The 12985-nt window shown below is 70.6% G+C and carries 12 protein-coding genes; 2 read left to right on the forward strand and 10 right to left on the reverse strand.

Annotated elements, in window-relative coordinates:
- Positions 1-98 precede the first annotated feature (98 nt).
- The 5 genes from O7615_RS05770 to O7615_RS05790 all read right to left on the reverse strand — a co-directional run bounded on the left by O7615_RS05770 (position 99) and on the right by O7615_RS05790 (position 5149).
- On the reverse strand, positions 99-1163 hold the full coding sequence (locus O7615_RS05770; protein ID WP_278181983.1) for a BMP family ABC transporter substrate-binding protein: 1065 nt from the start codon (positions 1161-1163) through the stop codon (positions 99-101).
- Between the two features lie 278 nt (positions 1164-1441).
- Positions 1442-1783 carry a hypothetical protein gene (locus O7615_RS05775; RefSeq protein ID WP_278176263.1) on the reverse strand — a complete coding sequence of 114 codons (342 nt, stop codon included), beginning with the start codon at positions 1781-1783 and terminating at the stop codon, positions 1442-1444.
- A gap of 85 nt (positions 1784-1868) precedes the next feature.
- Positions 1869-2723, reverse strand: a complete 855-nt coding sequence (locus tag O7615_RS05780; RefSeq protein WP_347405070.1) for a sugar ABC transporter permease — start codon at positions 2721-2723, stop codon at positions 1869-1871.
- On the reverse strand, positions 2723-3742 hold the full coding sequence (locus O7615_RS05785; RefSeq protein WP_278176264.1) for a sugar ABC transporter permease: 1020 nt from the start codon (positions 3740-3742) through the stop codon (positions 2723-2725). The genes O7615_RS05780 and O7615_RS05785 overlap by 1 nt, the downstream gene beginning before the upstream one ends.
- 105 nt (positions 3743-3847) lie before the next feature.
- Positions 3848-5149, reverse strand: coding sequence for an extracellular solute-binding protein (locus tag O7615_RS05790; protein ID WP_278176266.1), 1302 nt, complete (start codon positions 5147-5149; stop codon positions 3848-3850).
- A gap of 331 nt (positions 5150-5480) precedes the next feature.
- Between O7615_RS05790 and O7615_RS05795 the strand changes: the two genes are divergently transcribed.
- Complete coding sequence (locus O7615_RS05795; RefSeq protein ID WP_278176268.1) at positions 5481-6563, forward strand: LacI family DNA-binding transcriptional regulator; 1083 nt, start codon at positions 5481-5483, stop codon at positions 6561-6563.
- A gap of 156 nt (positions 6564-6719) precedes the next feature.
- Positions 6720-8351 (forward strand): glycoside hydrolase family 13 protein, encoded by a 1632-nt coding sequence (locus O7615_RS05800; protein ID WP_278176269.1) that lies wholly within the window; start codon positions 6720-6722, stop codon positions 8349-8351.
- Positions 8352-8579: 228 nt separating this feature from the next.
- Here the strand turns inward: O7615_RS05800 and O7615_RS05805 are convergent, their stop codons facing one another.
- The 5 genes from O7615_RS05805 to O7615_RS05825 all read right to left on the reverse strand — a co-directional run bounded on the left by O7615_RS05805 (position 8580) and on the right by O7615_RS05825 (position 12838).
- Entirely contained in the window at positions 8580-9014 is a 435-nt protein-coding gene (locus O7615_RS05805) for a hypothetical protein (protein ID WP_278176270.1), read from the reverse strand.
- A gap of 146 nt (positions 9015-9160) precedes the next feature.
- Positions 9161-10084: a YhjD/YihY/BrkB family envelope integrity protein gene (locus O7615_RS05810; protein WP_278176272.1), complete on the reverse strand. Its 924-nt coding sequence runs from the start codon at positions 10082-10084 to the stop codon at positions 9161-9163.
- 93 nt (positions 10085-10177) lie between these two features.
- Positions 10178-10744 (reverse strand): 2'-5' RNA ligase family protein, encoded by a 567-nt coding sequence (locus O7615_RS05815; protein WP_278176273.1) that lies wholly within the window; start codon positions 10742-10744, stop codon positions 10178-10180.
- A gap of 36 nt (positions 10745-10780) precedes the next feature.
- Positions 10781-11806 (reverse strand): tryptophan--tRNA ligase, encoded by a 1026-nt coding sequence (gene trpS, locus O7615_RS05820; RefSeq protein WP_278176274.1) that lies wholly within the window; start codon positions 11804-11806, stop codon positions 10781-10783.
- Between the two features lie 33 nt (positions 11807-11839).
- Positions 11840-12838, reverse strand: coding sequence for a hemolysin family protein (locus O7615_RS05825; protein WP_278176275.1), 999 nt, complete (start codon positions 12836-12838; stop codon positions 11840-11842).
- Positions 12839-12985 lie beyond the last annotated feature (147 nt).

The raw sequence follows: 12985 nt of genomic DNA on the forward strand, positions 1-12985 counted from the left end.
CGCGGGCTCTCCCCCGCGGCCGGAGCGGCCGGATCAGGTGTGGCGTGACTCGCCGGCCGCCCTCGGTGATCGTCTCACCGACGGCGACCGGCGAAGGGTCACTTCGGCTGGGCGGCCGAGGTGACCGTGACGGTGCCGGCGGCGATGTCCGCCTTCAGCTTGTCGACCTCGGCCTTCAGCTCGGCCGGAACCTTGCTGTCGAAGTCGTGGTACGGGGCGAGCGAGACGCCGTCGTTGGCCAGCGTGCCGACGAAGCCCGGGTCGGCTTCGAGCTGCTCGCCGTTGGCGGCCTTGAGCACGGCCTCCTTGACCGCGCCCGGGATGTTCTTCACCACGGTGGTGATGATCGCCGGGCAGTCCGGGGTGCTCTCGCAGCCGTCGACGTCCACCCAGATGGTGTTGTACCGGCCACCGGAGGCCTTGGCCGCACCGGTGGTGCCGAGGCCGGCGCCGCCGGCGACCGGCATGATGATGTCGGCACCCTGGGCGACCAGCGCGTCGCTGACCTTCTTGCCCTCGTCCTGCTTGACGAAGTCGTTGGTGAAGGAGCCGTTCTGGGTCTCCTTGTTCCAACCCAGCGCCTGGACGTTCGCGCTCTTGGCCTCGTTGTAGTACGCGACGCCGTCGACGAAGCCGTCCATGAAGATGGTCACCGGCGGGATCTTCAGGCCGCCGTAGGTGCCCACCTTGCCGCTCTCGCTCATGCCGGCGGCGACGTAACCCGCGAGGAAGCCGGCCTGGGCGGTGTCGAACTGCATCGGGTAGACGTTGGTCGCGGCCGGCTTCGCGTCGACGATGCCGAACTGCTGGTCCGGGTTCGCCTCGGCGATCTTCTGGGTCGCGTCGCCCATCAGGCCGCCGACGGCCAGGATGAAGTTGCAGTCCTGGTTGACGTACTGGGTGAGGTTCGGCTCGTAGTCCGCCTCGGCCTTCGACGCGACGTACTTGATGTCAATGTTGCTGTTCTCGGCCTTGGCGTCCTCCAGGCCCTTCCAGGCCGAGGCGTTGAACGACTTGTCGTCGATGCCGCCGACGTCGGTGACCATACAGGCGGTGTACTTCTCGCCGCCGGAACCGGCATTGTTGTCGTCATCCGGGGCCTCGCCACAGGCGGCGGCGCTCAGTACGAGCCCACCCGCCGCGATGATCGAGGCGATCCGCATCCCACGCACCGAGCGCAAGACGTCTCCTTCCCATTGCACACCGCGTGGTACGCGGTGGCAGCCCTTGAGCCGGCCTGCGCTGTGCCGCCGGCGTCCCACGTTACGGGAGCAGAGCGTACGCCCACGCCCACCTGCCGACCGATAATCGTGCAGGACTGTTGGAGGCCTGTTACCCGTACGTAATGCTTGGGTGGCGCACATCACTCAGTGTGCCGGCAGGCGGGCGTACGCGTGTCAGGAAAGTCCCTTTTCCTGAGGTGGCCCGGGTGGGCTGGTGGTCACCGCCAGAAGACCGCCACGGCCGCGTTCACCAGGGCCAATCCCACGATCGCCAAGAAGTGCCCCCGGTTGACCACGGCCCGCTTCCGGGAGAAGAAGACCATGACGAAGATCAGCAGGGCGAGCACCAGCTTCGTCACAAGCTTCGCGGGTGCCGGCTCGTCGCCGTCCCGCAGTGGTGCGCTCAGGCCGATGCCGGTCAGCAGACCGATCACCGAGCCCCAGAGCATGGCCCGGTTGATCCGGATCCGGCCGGTGATGTATTGGGCGATCGCGCCACCCAGCAGCAGCGCGAACCCGATCAGGTGGACGTAGCGGAGGATGAGTCGGAGTGCTTCCACCCGGCCCATCCTGCCCTACCAACGACGGTTTGTAGTAGAGGGCACCCCCGGTCGGCCGGCGCGCCCATCCGGCGGCTGCGCCCGCTCACCCCTTCGTGCCGCCCGCGGTCAGCCCGGAGACCAGGTGCTTCTGCGCGAAGAAGAAGACCAGGCCGGCCGGCAGGGTGACCAGGACCGCCGCCGCCGTCAGGTACTCCCACTGCGGGTTGAACTGCGGCACGAACTGCTGGAGCCCGTACGCCAGGGTGAACCTGTTGTCGGTCTGGATGAAGGCTGACGCGTACGCCACCTCGCCCCACGCGGTGAGGAAGGTGTAGAAGGCGGTCACCGCCACGGCCGGCCGGGCCAGCGGCAGCACCACCCGCCAGAAGGTGGCGAACGGCCCGCACCCGTCCAGCGCCGCCGCCTCGTCCAGCGAGGTCGGGATGGAGTCGAAGTAGCCCTTCAACATCCAGGCGCAGAAGGGCACCGCGATGGTCAGGTACGCGATGATCAGCGCCGGCATCGTGTTGATCAGGCCCAGCCGGGCCATGATCGTGTAGATCGGCACGATCAGGATGGCCACCGGGAACATCTGGGTCACCAGGAAGACCATCATCAGCGGGCGTCGCCCGGGGAAGTTGAACCGGGAGACCGCGTAGCCGGTGGTGGCCGCGAGGAAGATGCCGATGCTCATGGTGAAGGCCGCGACGATCACCGAGTTGAGGAACCACCTCGGGAAGTTCGTCTCGGTCAGCACGTAGCTGTAGTTGGCCAGGGTGGTGTCCCGGAACAGGGTCAGCTCGGTGCTCTGGATCGCGTACCCGGGCTTGAGCGAGGAGAGCAGCACCCAGACGATCGGACCGATCGCGATCAGCGACGCCAGGATCAGCGTGCCGTGCAGCAGGAACGACTTCGCCGGGCTGCGCCCACTGCGACCGGGCCGCCTCACCTGCCTCATCACCACACCTCGCCTTGCTTGCGTAGGGCCCGCCGGTAGAACACCGAGAACACCAGCAGGATCGACAGGATGAGTACGCCGTACGTCGAGGCCAGCGAGTAGTTGCGGATGCCCTCGAAGGCCGCCCGGTAGGCACCGGTCACCAGGATCTCGCTCTGGCCGGCCGGCTGCCCCTCGGTCACCAGGAAGATGATCGGGAACATGTTGAACGTCCAGATGGTGCCGAGCAGGATCACCGTCATGCTGACCGGCCGCAGGCCGGGCAGGGTGATGTTCCTGAACCGCTGCCAGGCCGAGGCACCGTCGATCTCGGCCGCCTCGTACAGCTCGGACGGGATGGTCTGCATGCCGCCGAGCAGCGCCACCATCATGAACGGCACGCCGAGCCAGATGTTGGTGACGATGGCGGTGAGCAGCGAGGTCCAGCGGTCGGCGAACCAGGAGACCGGGTCGATACCCACGGCGGAGAGCAGCGCGTTGGCCAGGCCGAAGCGCTCGTTGAAGATGAACTTCCAGGCGAAGGCGCTGACGAAGGCCGGCACCGCCCAGGGCAGCACGAGCAGCACCCGGTACAGGCCCCGGAACCGCATCGGGCGGTTCAGCATGGTGGCCAGGCCGAGACCGAGGCCGAAGTGGAAGGCCACGCAGACGGACGTCCAGATCAGTGTGGTGCCGGTCCACTGCCAGAACTCGCCGACCTCGCCGGTGAGCACCCGCACGTAGTTGTCGAGGCCGACGAACTCCCACCTGTTCGGGTTGTCGGTGCAGACCTCGCTACCGGTGATCGACCGGACGCAGATCTCGGCGACCTGGTTGGCCTCGTTGAGATTGGTGAGGGAGAGCCAGACCCCGCGGAACAGCGGGTAGAAGATCAGAACTGCCAGGACGATGACGACGGGCAGCACCATCGCCCAGGCGTACCAGTGCTTCTCCCAGCTGCGACGCAGCCGGGACGGACGAGCGGATCGGCCGGGTGGCGGCGTCGACGGCGGCGCCGGATCGGCTGTCACGGTGGTCATTGGCTGCGCTCCAGAGGAGAGGTCCGGCAGGGCCCCGCGACCGTGCCGGTCGCGCGACCCTGCCGGGTGCCGAGGGTTCACCGGCCGGAGCCGGCGGTGGTGAGGTCAGTTCTCGTAGGAGGGAACGACCTCGGCCTTGTACTTCTTCGCAACGGTGTCCAGCGCGGCCTTCGGGTCCTTGTTCTGGATCAGGACCTCGGTGGCCATCTGGTCGAGCGGGCCGAAGAACTGGCCGGCCTCGGGGATCCACGGGCGGCCCACACCGGCCTCCACGACCGGCTGGAACGCGGCGACGACGGCGTTGTTCTTGACCGCGTCGAGGGCGTACGCGGAGGTGCGGGTCGGCAGCAGGCCGAGCTTCTCCGACAGGAACGCCTGCGACTCGGCGGAGCTCATGAACTTGACGAACGCGACGGCGGCGTCGACCTTCTCCTGCGGCATGCCGGACCAGATCACGTAGTTGTGACCGCCGACCGGGCCGCCGGCCTGGGCCGAGCCGGCCGGGACCGGCGCGATGCCCAGGTTCTCCAGGCCGCCGAAGCCCGGCGCCTGCTGGACGTTGTTGACCTCCCACGGACCGTTGATGATCATGGCGACCTTCTTCTCCTTGAAGAGGGTCATCATGGTGCCGTAGGCGTCGTTGGCGGACGGCTTGGCGGCCGCACCGCTGTCGATCAGGTCCTTGGCGATCGCCAGACCGGCCGCGTTCTGCGCCGAGTTGATCACGATCTTCTTGCTGTCGGTGTCGACCAGGTCGCCGCCCTCGCCGTACATGAAGGGCAGCAGGAAGTAGCCGGCCGGGTTGACGTACACGCCCTCGGCGCCGGTCTTGTCCTTGATGGCCTGCGAGGCGGTCTTCAGCTCGGCCCAGGTCTTCGGGGCCTCGCTGATGCCGGCCTGGCTCAGCAGCTCCTTGTTGTACATCAGCGCGAGGCTGTCGGTGACCTGCGGCACGCCGTAGGTCTTGCCGTCGTACTTGTTGGAGGCGAGCGGGGTCTCCAGGAAGTCCGACTCGTCGGCCAGCAGCTCGGAGCCGTCCAGCGCGTAGAGGTAACCCAGCGAGGCGAACTCGGGCACCCAGGCGACCTCGGCCCGCAGGATGTCCGGGGCGCCGGTCTTGGCCTGTGCGGCGGTCTTGAACTTGTTCTGCGCCTCACCGAACGGGACCGACTGGTAGTTAATCTTGACGTTCGGGTAGGTCTGGTTGAACTTGGCGATCAGCTCCTGGAACGCCGGGCCCTCGTTCTTCGGGTCCGAGGTGTCCCACCAGGTCAGTTCTGCGGTGAGGGATGCGGGATCGACCGCGGGCTGCCCCTCGGCCGCCTTGTCCTCCCCGCCGCAGGCGGCGACGGAGAGGGCGAGAGTGGCGGAGGCGAGTACGGCGATCCCCCTGGCTGTGCGACGCATGTTCGCTCCTAAGTTGCCTGCCGGGTAACGGCGGGGACAGTAGCAAGAACTTTCGAGACTCGAAACCCCTTGCGAACACCCCTGCAACAACCGTGCCCCATCCGCAACACCGCCGACCGACAAGTGTTGCCGTCTGGGCATTTCGCCCCCGACTGGGGTGACCGAAGTCCCACTTCGAGTCACCCTCCGCGCATCACCGGCACACGTACCGTCCCGGCCCGCCACGACCTGGGCGGCGCGTGTGGGCACGCCCCCCGGCGCCGGCTGCTCGATTCTGCAAGTTCTTGCTGCCTAATGCGCAAGAACTTGGCGGTGAGCTACAGTGCCGCACATGCGCGCTCGCCTGTCCGACATCGCCCAGCAGGCCGAAGTCAGCGAGGCCACGGTGTCGCGGGTGCTCAACGACCGCCCCGGCGTGGCACCCGAGACTCGGCAGGCCGTCCTGACCGCCCTCGATGTGCTCGGTTACGAGCGCCCCGCCCGGCTGCGCAAGCGCAGCGCCGGGCTGGTCGGTCTGGTGGTGCCGGAGCTTGACAACCCGATATTTCCCGCCTTCGCCCAGATCATCGAGTCGGCGCTGGCCCCCACCGGGTTCACCCCCGTGCTCTGCACCCAGACCCCCGGCGGCGTACGCGAGGACGAGTACGTCGAGATGCTGCTGGACCGGCAGGTCTCCGGGATCGTCTTCGTCTCCGGCCTGCACGCCGACACCGCCGCCGACCACGACCGGTACCGGACGTTGATCGCCCGGCCGCTGCCGATCGTCATGATCAACGGTTACGTGCCCGGCGTCCCCGCGCCCTTCGTCTCCTGCGACGACCGGGAGGCCGCGGAGCTGGCCGTGGCCCACCTGGTCGCCCTGGGCCACCGGCGGATCGGCCTGATCACCGGCCCCGACCGGTTCGTGCCGGTGCAGCGCAAGGTCGGCGGGTACAAGTCGGCGATGCACCGCCTCGCCGGGATCGGCGACGACGAACTGGCCGAGCTGACCGAGCTGTCGCTGTTCGGCGTGGAGGGTGGCGAGGCCGCGGCCGGCCGGCTGATCGAGCGCGGCGCCACCGGCATCGTCTGCGGCTCCGACCTGATGGCGCTCGGCGCGATCCGGGCCGCCCGGCAGCGCGGCATGTCCGTCCCGGAGGATCTCTCGGTGGTCGGCTACGACGACTCGCCCCTGATGGCCTTCACCGACCCGCCGCTGACCACCATGCGCCAGCCGGTGGCCGCGATGGCGGTCGCCGCGGTCCGGGCCCTGGTCGACGAGATCAACGGGCACGGCGCCCCGCACTCGGAGTACCTGTTCCGCCCGGAGCTGGTGGTACGCGGCTCGACCACGGCGGTCCGGCAGGACGCGCCCACCGCGGGTGGCCCGGGACGGCAGCGGCCGGCACCGCCCGCGCTGCCGGTCCCGGCGTGACGCCGGACGCACCCGGAGCGCCAGCCGACCGTTCTTGCGCAAGAAGTGCTTGACTCTTGCAGCGCCAGCCCGGCATTCTTCTCAGACACCCGCGCGTCCCCCACCTCGCCAGCGCCGGGTGCCGCCGTCCCGCGCCACAGAACGGGGAACCACCCGATGACCGTCAGCACCCCCTCGCCGCTGACCTCCGACGCCGACTGGTGGCGATCCGCCGTCGTCTACCAGGTCTACGTCCGCAGCTTCGCCGACTCCGACGGCGACGGCATCGGTGACCTGCGCGGTATCCGGGAGCGCCTGCCCTACCTGCGCGATCTGGGGGTCGACGCGCTCTGGCTCACCCCGTTCTACGCCTCGCCGATGGTCGACGGCGGCTACGACGTCGCCGACTACCGGGACGTCGACCCGATGTTCGGCACCCTCGGTGACTTCGAGACGATGATCACCGATGCCCACGCGCTCGGCCTGCGGATCATCGTCGACATCGTGCCGAACCACACCTCCGACCGGCACCCCTGGTTCACCGCGGCGCTGGCCGCCGTCCCCGGCTCCGCCGAGCGGGCGCGCTACCTCTTCGCCGACGGCAAGGGCGCGGACGGCGAGCAGCCGCCCAACGACTGGGAGAGCATCTTCGGCGGGCCGGCCTGGACCCGGGTCTCCGACGGGCAGTGGTACCTGCACCTGTTCGACCCGGCCCAGCCCGACCTGAACTGGCGCCACCCCGGGGTACGCGCCGAGTTCGAGGACATCCTCCGCTTCTGGCTGGACCGTGGCGTCGACGGGTTCCGCATCGACGTGGCCCACGGCATGATCAAGGCCGACGGGCTGCCGGACGTCGGCTTCAGCTCGATGACCACCGGCCGGCGCCAGTCGGAGCTGCTCGGCAAGGGCCGGCTGCCCTACTTCGACCAGGACGAGGTGCACGACATCTACCGCGCCTGGCGGCCCATCCTGGACAGCTATCCCGGCGGCCGGATGGCGGTGGCCGAGGCCTGGGCCGAGACCCCGCAGCGGCTGGCCCGCTACATCGGCCCGGACGAGCTGCACCAGGCGTTCAGCTTCGACTTCCTCGACGCCACCTGGTCGGCGGACTCGTTCCGGAAGGTGATCGACACCGCGCTGGCCGAGTCGACCATCGTCGGCGCCCCGACCACCTGGGTGCTCTCCAACCATGACCGGCAGCGGCACGTCACCCGCTACGGCGACGGCGAGCTCGGGCTGCGCCGGGCCCGCGCCGCCGCACTGCTGATGCTGGCCCTGCCCGGTTGCGCCTACCTCTACCAGGGCGAGGAACTGGGCCTGCCCGAGGTGCTCGACCTGCCCGACGAGCTGCGTCAGGACCCGGCCTTCCTGCGCACCGGCGAGAGCCGGGACGGCTGCCGGGTGCCGATCCCGTGGAGCGGCGAACTGGCCCCGTACGGCTTCGGGCCCGCCGGCAGCGAACTGAGCTGGCTGCCGGCCCCGGCCACCTGGCGTGCCCTCTCGGTGGCCGCCCAGACCGGCGCGCCCGACTCCACGCTGGAGCTGTACCGCGCGGCGCTGCGGATCCGCCGCGCACACCCGGCGCTGGCCGGCACCGGCGGCATCACCTGGCGGGAGACCGACCCCGGGGTGCTCGCCTTCCAGCGCGAGGCGGGCGACACCGTGCTGACCTGCGTGGTGAACACCGGCGACGCACCGGTCCTCGTCGACGGGTACGGCACCCCGCTCGTGGCCAGCGCGGCGCTCACCGAGCAGGACGGCGGGCACCTGCTCCCGGTCGACGCGGCCGTCTGGTTCGAGCGGTGCTGAACGGGTAAGCCCGTCATCAACCTGGCCGTCCGGCGTGCTCCGCGCCGCCGGGCGGCTGGGGCTCCGGCTCCGCGCGGCGGCCGGGGCCTTTGGCGACCCCTTGTGGTGGGGGGTGCGACGGTGACCGGTGCCCGGGGCGATCCTCCGGGCACCGGCGCCGTGGAATCGGCCGGTGTCCACGACGACCGCACGGGGTACTCGCCGGCCTGACCCCCGCGCGCCCGCTGGTCAGCGGGTCAGCCGGGCCGCGATCCGGGCGAAGCCGGCGCGCACCTCGGCCACGTCCGGCGCGGGCAGGGGACCGGTCTCGCGGTCGTGCTCGGCCGCCTCCAGTTCCTCCTCGTCGATGGTGTCCTCGTAGTCGCCGTACAGGTCGGCCTGGTCCACCCGGGCCACCTCGTCCTGCGCGGCGAGTTGCGCGGCAGCGATCTCGCCACGGATCTGCTCCACCGACACCGCCGGCACGACCGGCTCGACCACCGCCATCAGCCGCTCCTCGGCGACCACCGCCTCGGCCAGTGCCAGCGCGTGCGCTCGCTCGTACGGGCCGCAGACCACCGGCTCCCACTCGTCGGCGTCGCTGAGCGGACCGAACGTGATGATCCACGGCAGGTCCAGCATCGGCGAGTCGTCCGGCAGGTCCAAGGTCACGAGTGCCCCCACGGGGTCATCATCGTCGCTGCCCGGAGCCGCCCCGAGGCGGTTCTCCCGATCCAATCCGATCGTGGCCACGCCGCCGATCGCTCGGCACCGCCGAACAGATCTTGGTACGTCGGGGCCGTTTCGTACCAGGATCTCGGGGTGACGACCTAGCCACCCCCGCCGGGGGTGCCGGGCTCGGTTTCCACGTCGAGGTCGGTGGGCCGATCGCCGCCCGCCAGGTCCGCCACCCGCCCCCGCCGGCTGGTCGCGGCCAGGGCGGCGCCGAAGAGCACCAGTTGGTTGAGCAGGTAGAGGTAGACCAGCAGGCCGACGGCGGTGGCCACCACCGTGTACGCCGGGTTGTGCTCGACCCGCCCCACCCAGAACCGGCCGACGGTGTTGAGCAGGGTGATGCCGACCGCGACGAGCAGCACCACCGGACGCAGGCGGGCCCGACTCATCCGCAACCGGGGCACCGCGACCAGCAGCAGCGTGGCCAGTACCGCGTTGACCAGCACGCTGAGCAGGGCACTGACCGTGGTCAGCGCGAACGAGCCGGTGCTGCGCAGCAGGAACCGCAGCAGCGACTCCAGCGCGTCCACCGCCGCCACCGAGACGCCGAGGAGCACGAAGACGACGACCAGCACCCCGAGATCGACCAGCCGGCGGACGAGCAGGTTGCCGGGGTGCTGGTCGAGGCCGTGGATCAGCCGCTGCGAGGAGCGGATGGCCTCCACCCAGCCGATCCCGGTCAGGACCAGGATGAGCAGGCCGATCAGACCGGCGGTGCCGCTACTGTCGGCGACCTGCGCCGGGTCGAGGAACGGCAGGTTCTCGCCGAGGAACTCCTCCGCTCCCGCGCGTACCTCGTCGTTGTCCTCCAGGATCGCGCCGAAGATCGCGTACCCGACCAGGGCCAGCGCGAAGACCGCGAAGAACCCGTAGTAGGCGATCGCCGCGGCCAGCCGACCGCCCTGCAGGTCGGTGTAGAGCACTCCGGCGCGCCACAGGTGACCGAAGGCCGGGGAACGACGACGCGCGGCGGCCAGCCGGCGGTCGATGGCCGCCTCGACCCGACCCAGAAGGTTCACGTCGTCATCCTCGCCGATCCCTTGTGGCCGCGCCCGGGTACCCGGCCGGCCGATCCCTCGTGGCCGCGCCCGGCTACCCGGCGGGCCGGGCGATCAGCCGCCCAGCCGGAAGTCCCGGCGCGGCTGCCACCGCGTCTGCCCGCTGTGCGAGAAGAGGGTGAAGTGATCCACCTCGAAGATCGCCGAGAAGTCGGCCAGATCCTCGTACGCCTTGTCGAGCGCCTCCGGTGCGACGTCCTGGGCCACCGTCACGTGGGGGTGGTAGGGGAACCGCAGTTCCCGACGGAGTTGGGGGGCAGCGTTGATCGCGGCGGCCAGCAGCTCACACTCGCTGATCCCGGCGGCCACCGCGACGAAGACGACCTGGGTCACCGGCCGGAACGTGCCGGTGCCGCGCAGGTGCAGCGTGAACGGCAGGTGGGCGGCGGCGACCCGGGCGAGGTGCCGCTCCACGGCCGGCAGCGCGGCCACCGGGATCTCGGTCGGGCCCAGCAGGGTGACGTGCGCCCGCACCGTGTTCGGGTCACCGGCCTCCAGCCGGCGTCGGGTCAGCATGCCGCCCCACGGCTCCGGGACGTCCACCGCGATGCCGATCTGGAGGGCATCGGTCGTCGGCGCTCCGTTCCCCTGCTCCACGCTCCGCGCCACCCCTCCGGCCATCGACCCCTGCCCGCACCGCCGCCCTCGCGCGGACGGTCACTCGCCGCGTACCGGCGGGAAGAAACCCACCCGCTCGTACGCGGCACGCAGCGTCGGCGCCGCCACCGCGCGGGCCTTCTCCGCACCACCGGCGAGGAGCTTGTCCAGCTGGGCGGGATCGTCGAGGTACGAACGAGTGCGCTGCTGGATCGGGCTGACGAACTCCCGGACCACCTCGGCGAGGTCCTTCTTCAGGTCGCCGTAGCCCCTGCCGTCGTAGGCGGCGACCAGGTCGTCGATGCCCCGCCCGCTCAGGGCCGAGAAGATGGTGAGCAGGTTGGAGATCCCGGGTTTGGTCTGCTCGTCGAAGACGATCTCCCGGCCGGTGTCGGTCACCGCCGAACGGATCTTCTTGGCCGAGCGGGCCGGGTCTTCGAGCAGATCGACGATGCCCGCCGGCGACGAGGACGACTTCGACATCTTGGCGGTCGGGTCCTGCAGATCGGTGATCTTCGCGGTGGCCTTGACGATGTGCGGCGCGGGGACGGTGAAGGTCGTGCCGAACAGCGAGTTGAACCGCTGCGCCAGATCGCGGGAGAGTTCCAGGTGCTGGCGCTGGTCCTCGCCGACCGGCACGGCGTTGGCCTGGTAGAGCAGGATGTCGGCGGCCTGCAGGATCGGGTAGGTGAAGAGCCCGACGCTGGCCCGCTCGTTGCCCTGCCGCTGCGACTTGTCCTTGAACTGGGTCATCCGGCTGGCCTCGCCGAAGCCGGTGAGGCAGCCCAGCACCCAGGCGAGCTGCGCGTGCTCGGGCACCTGGGACTGCACGAACAGGGTGCAGCGTTCCGGATCCAGCCCGACCGCGAGCAGCTGCGCCGCGGCCACCCGGGAGCGCTGGTGCAGCACCTTCGGATCATGCCCCGCGGTGATGGCGTGCAGGTCGACCACGCAGTAGAACGCGTCGTGCGACTCCTGCAACGCCACCCAGTGCCGCACCGCGCCGAGGTAGTTGCCGAGGTGGAAGGAGTCGGCCGTCGGCTGGATGCCGGAGAAGACGCGGGGGCGGACCGGAACGTCGGACATGCCGGCAATTCTGTCAGCAACCCATGGCGTACGTCATGACGGGCCGGCGGGTCGGGCCCGGTCGGCGGCGGTGACCACCCCGCGTCGTTGTTCGGGCAGGCGGGCGGCGGTGACCGCGAGCCGGGCCACCCGCCGACCCTCCAGCGTCAGCACTCGCAGCAGCCAGCCGCCACCCGGCAGCCCGGACGGGTCGGCGGACACCGGTATCTCGTCGCCCGGCGCGGGCAGCCGTCCCAGCGCGGCCATCACGAACCCGCCGACCGTCTCGTACGGCCCGGCCGGCAGCGGCACGCCGGTGCGTTCGGCGAAGTCGGCGAGGTTGAGCCGACCGTCCACCACGGCCGGTAGCCCGCCGTACCCTGGCTCGGGTGTGTCCGCGTACTCGTCGTGGATCTCCCCGACCAGCTCCTCGACGAGGTCCTCGCAGGTCACGATGCCGGCGGTGCCGCCGTACTCGTCGATCACCACGGCCAGGTGATGCCCCTCCCGCCGCATCTCGGTCAGCGCGGCGAGCACCCGCTTGCTGGCCGGCAGGCGCTTCACCTCGCGGGCCAGCTGGCCGACGGTGGTGCCCGCCGCCCGGTCCGGGCCGAGCAGCAGGTCGCGCAGGTGCACGACGCCGACCACGTCGTCGTGGGTGCCGTCGACCACCGGATAGCGGGTGTGCGGACCGGCCCGGACCAACGGTTCCGCCTCGGCGATGGCCAGGGCGGCGGACAGGAAGACCACCTCCGTACGGGGCACCATCACCTCGCGGACCAGGCTGGCGCCGGCCACCAGCACGTCGTCGATGATGCGGCGCCCCACCGGGTCGAGGACGGTGTTGGCGGCGACCAGGTCCCTCAGCTCCGCCTCGCTGATCCGCTCCCGGCCGGCGGCCGGGCCGGCGCCGAGCAGGTCGGTGACGAGCCGCAGGGCGCCGTCGGCGGCCCGGACCACGATCCGGGCGACCGCGCGGGCCAGCGGCCCGGGTTGGCGGCGGGGCCCATCGTGGCCACGCCGCCGGGGTACGCGCCGAGGCGGGGCCCGCATGCAGGTGATGGTAGCCAGCGATATCCCGCCCCGCCGTGTTTGACTCTGTTCATAAGTGGGTGTTCGTGATGGAATGATCCCGCCTGTCGGAGCGCGTGGGCAGAACCGGCCACCGTAGGGTGACCACCACGAGGGCCGCGACCTGGG

The organism is Micromonospora sp. WMMD1082 (assembly GCF_029626175.1).
Classification (GTDB): domain Bacteria; phylum Actinomycetota; class Actinomycetes; order Mycobacteriales; family Micromonosporaceae; genus Micromonospora.

Coding starts and splice junctions, on each gene's coding strand:
- trpS (WP_278176274.1), bottom strand. CDS start 11,806: ATGTCCGACGTTCCGGTCCGCCCCCGCGTCTTCTCCGGCATCCAGCCG.
- O7615_RS05825 (WP_278176275.1), bottom strand. CDS start 12,838: ATGCGGGCCCCGCCTCGGCGCGTACCCCGGCGGCGTGGCCACGATGGG.
- O7615_RS05780 (WP_347405070.1), bottom strand. CDS start 2,723: ATGAGGCAGGTGAGGCGGCCCGGTCGCAGTGGGCGCAGCCCGGCGAAG.
- O7615_RS05795 (WP_278176268.1), top strand. CDS start 5,481: ATGCGCGCTCGCCTGTCCGACATCGCCCAGCAGGCCGAAGTCAGCGAG.
- O7615_RS05815 (WP_278176273.1), bottom strand. CDS start 10,744: ATGGCCGGAGGGGTGGCGCGGAGCGTGGAGCAGGGGAACGGAGCGCCG.
- O7615_RS05790 (WP_278176266.1), bottom strand. CDS start 5,149: ATGCGTCGCACAGCCAGGGGGATCGCCGTACTCGCCTCCGCCACTCTC.
- O7615_RS05785 (WP_278176264.1), bottom strand. CDS start 3,742: ATGACCACCGTGACAGCCGATCCGGCGCCGCCGTCGACGCCGCCACCC.
- O7615_RS05800 (WP_278176269.1), top strand. CDS start 6,720: ATGACCGTCAGCACCCCCTCGCCGCTGACCTCCGACGCCGACTGGTGG.
- O7615_RS05770 (WP_278181983.1), bottom strand. CDS start 1,163: ATGCGGATCGCCTCGATCATCGCGGCGGGTGGGCTCGTACTGAGCGCC.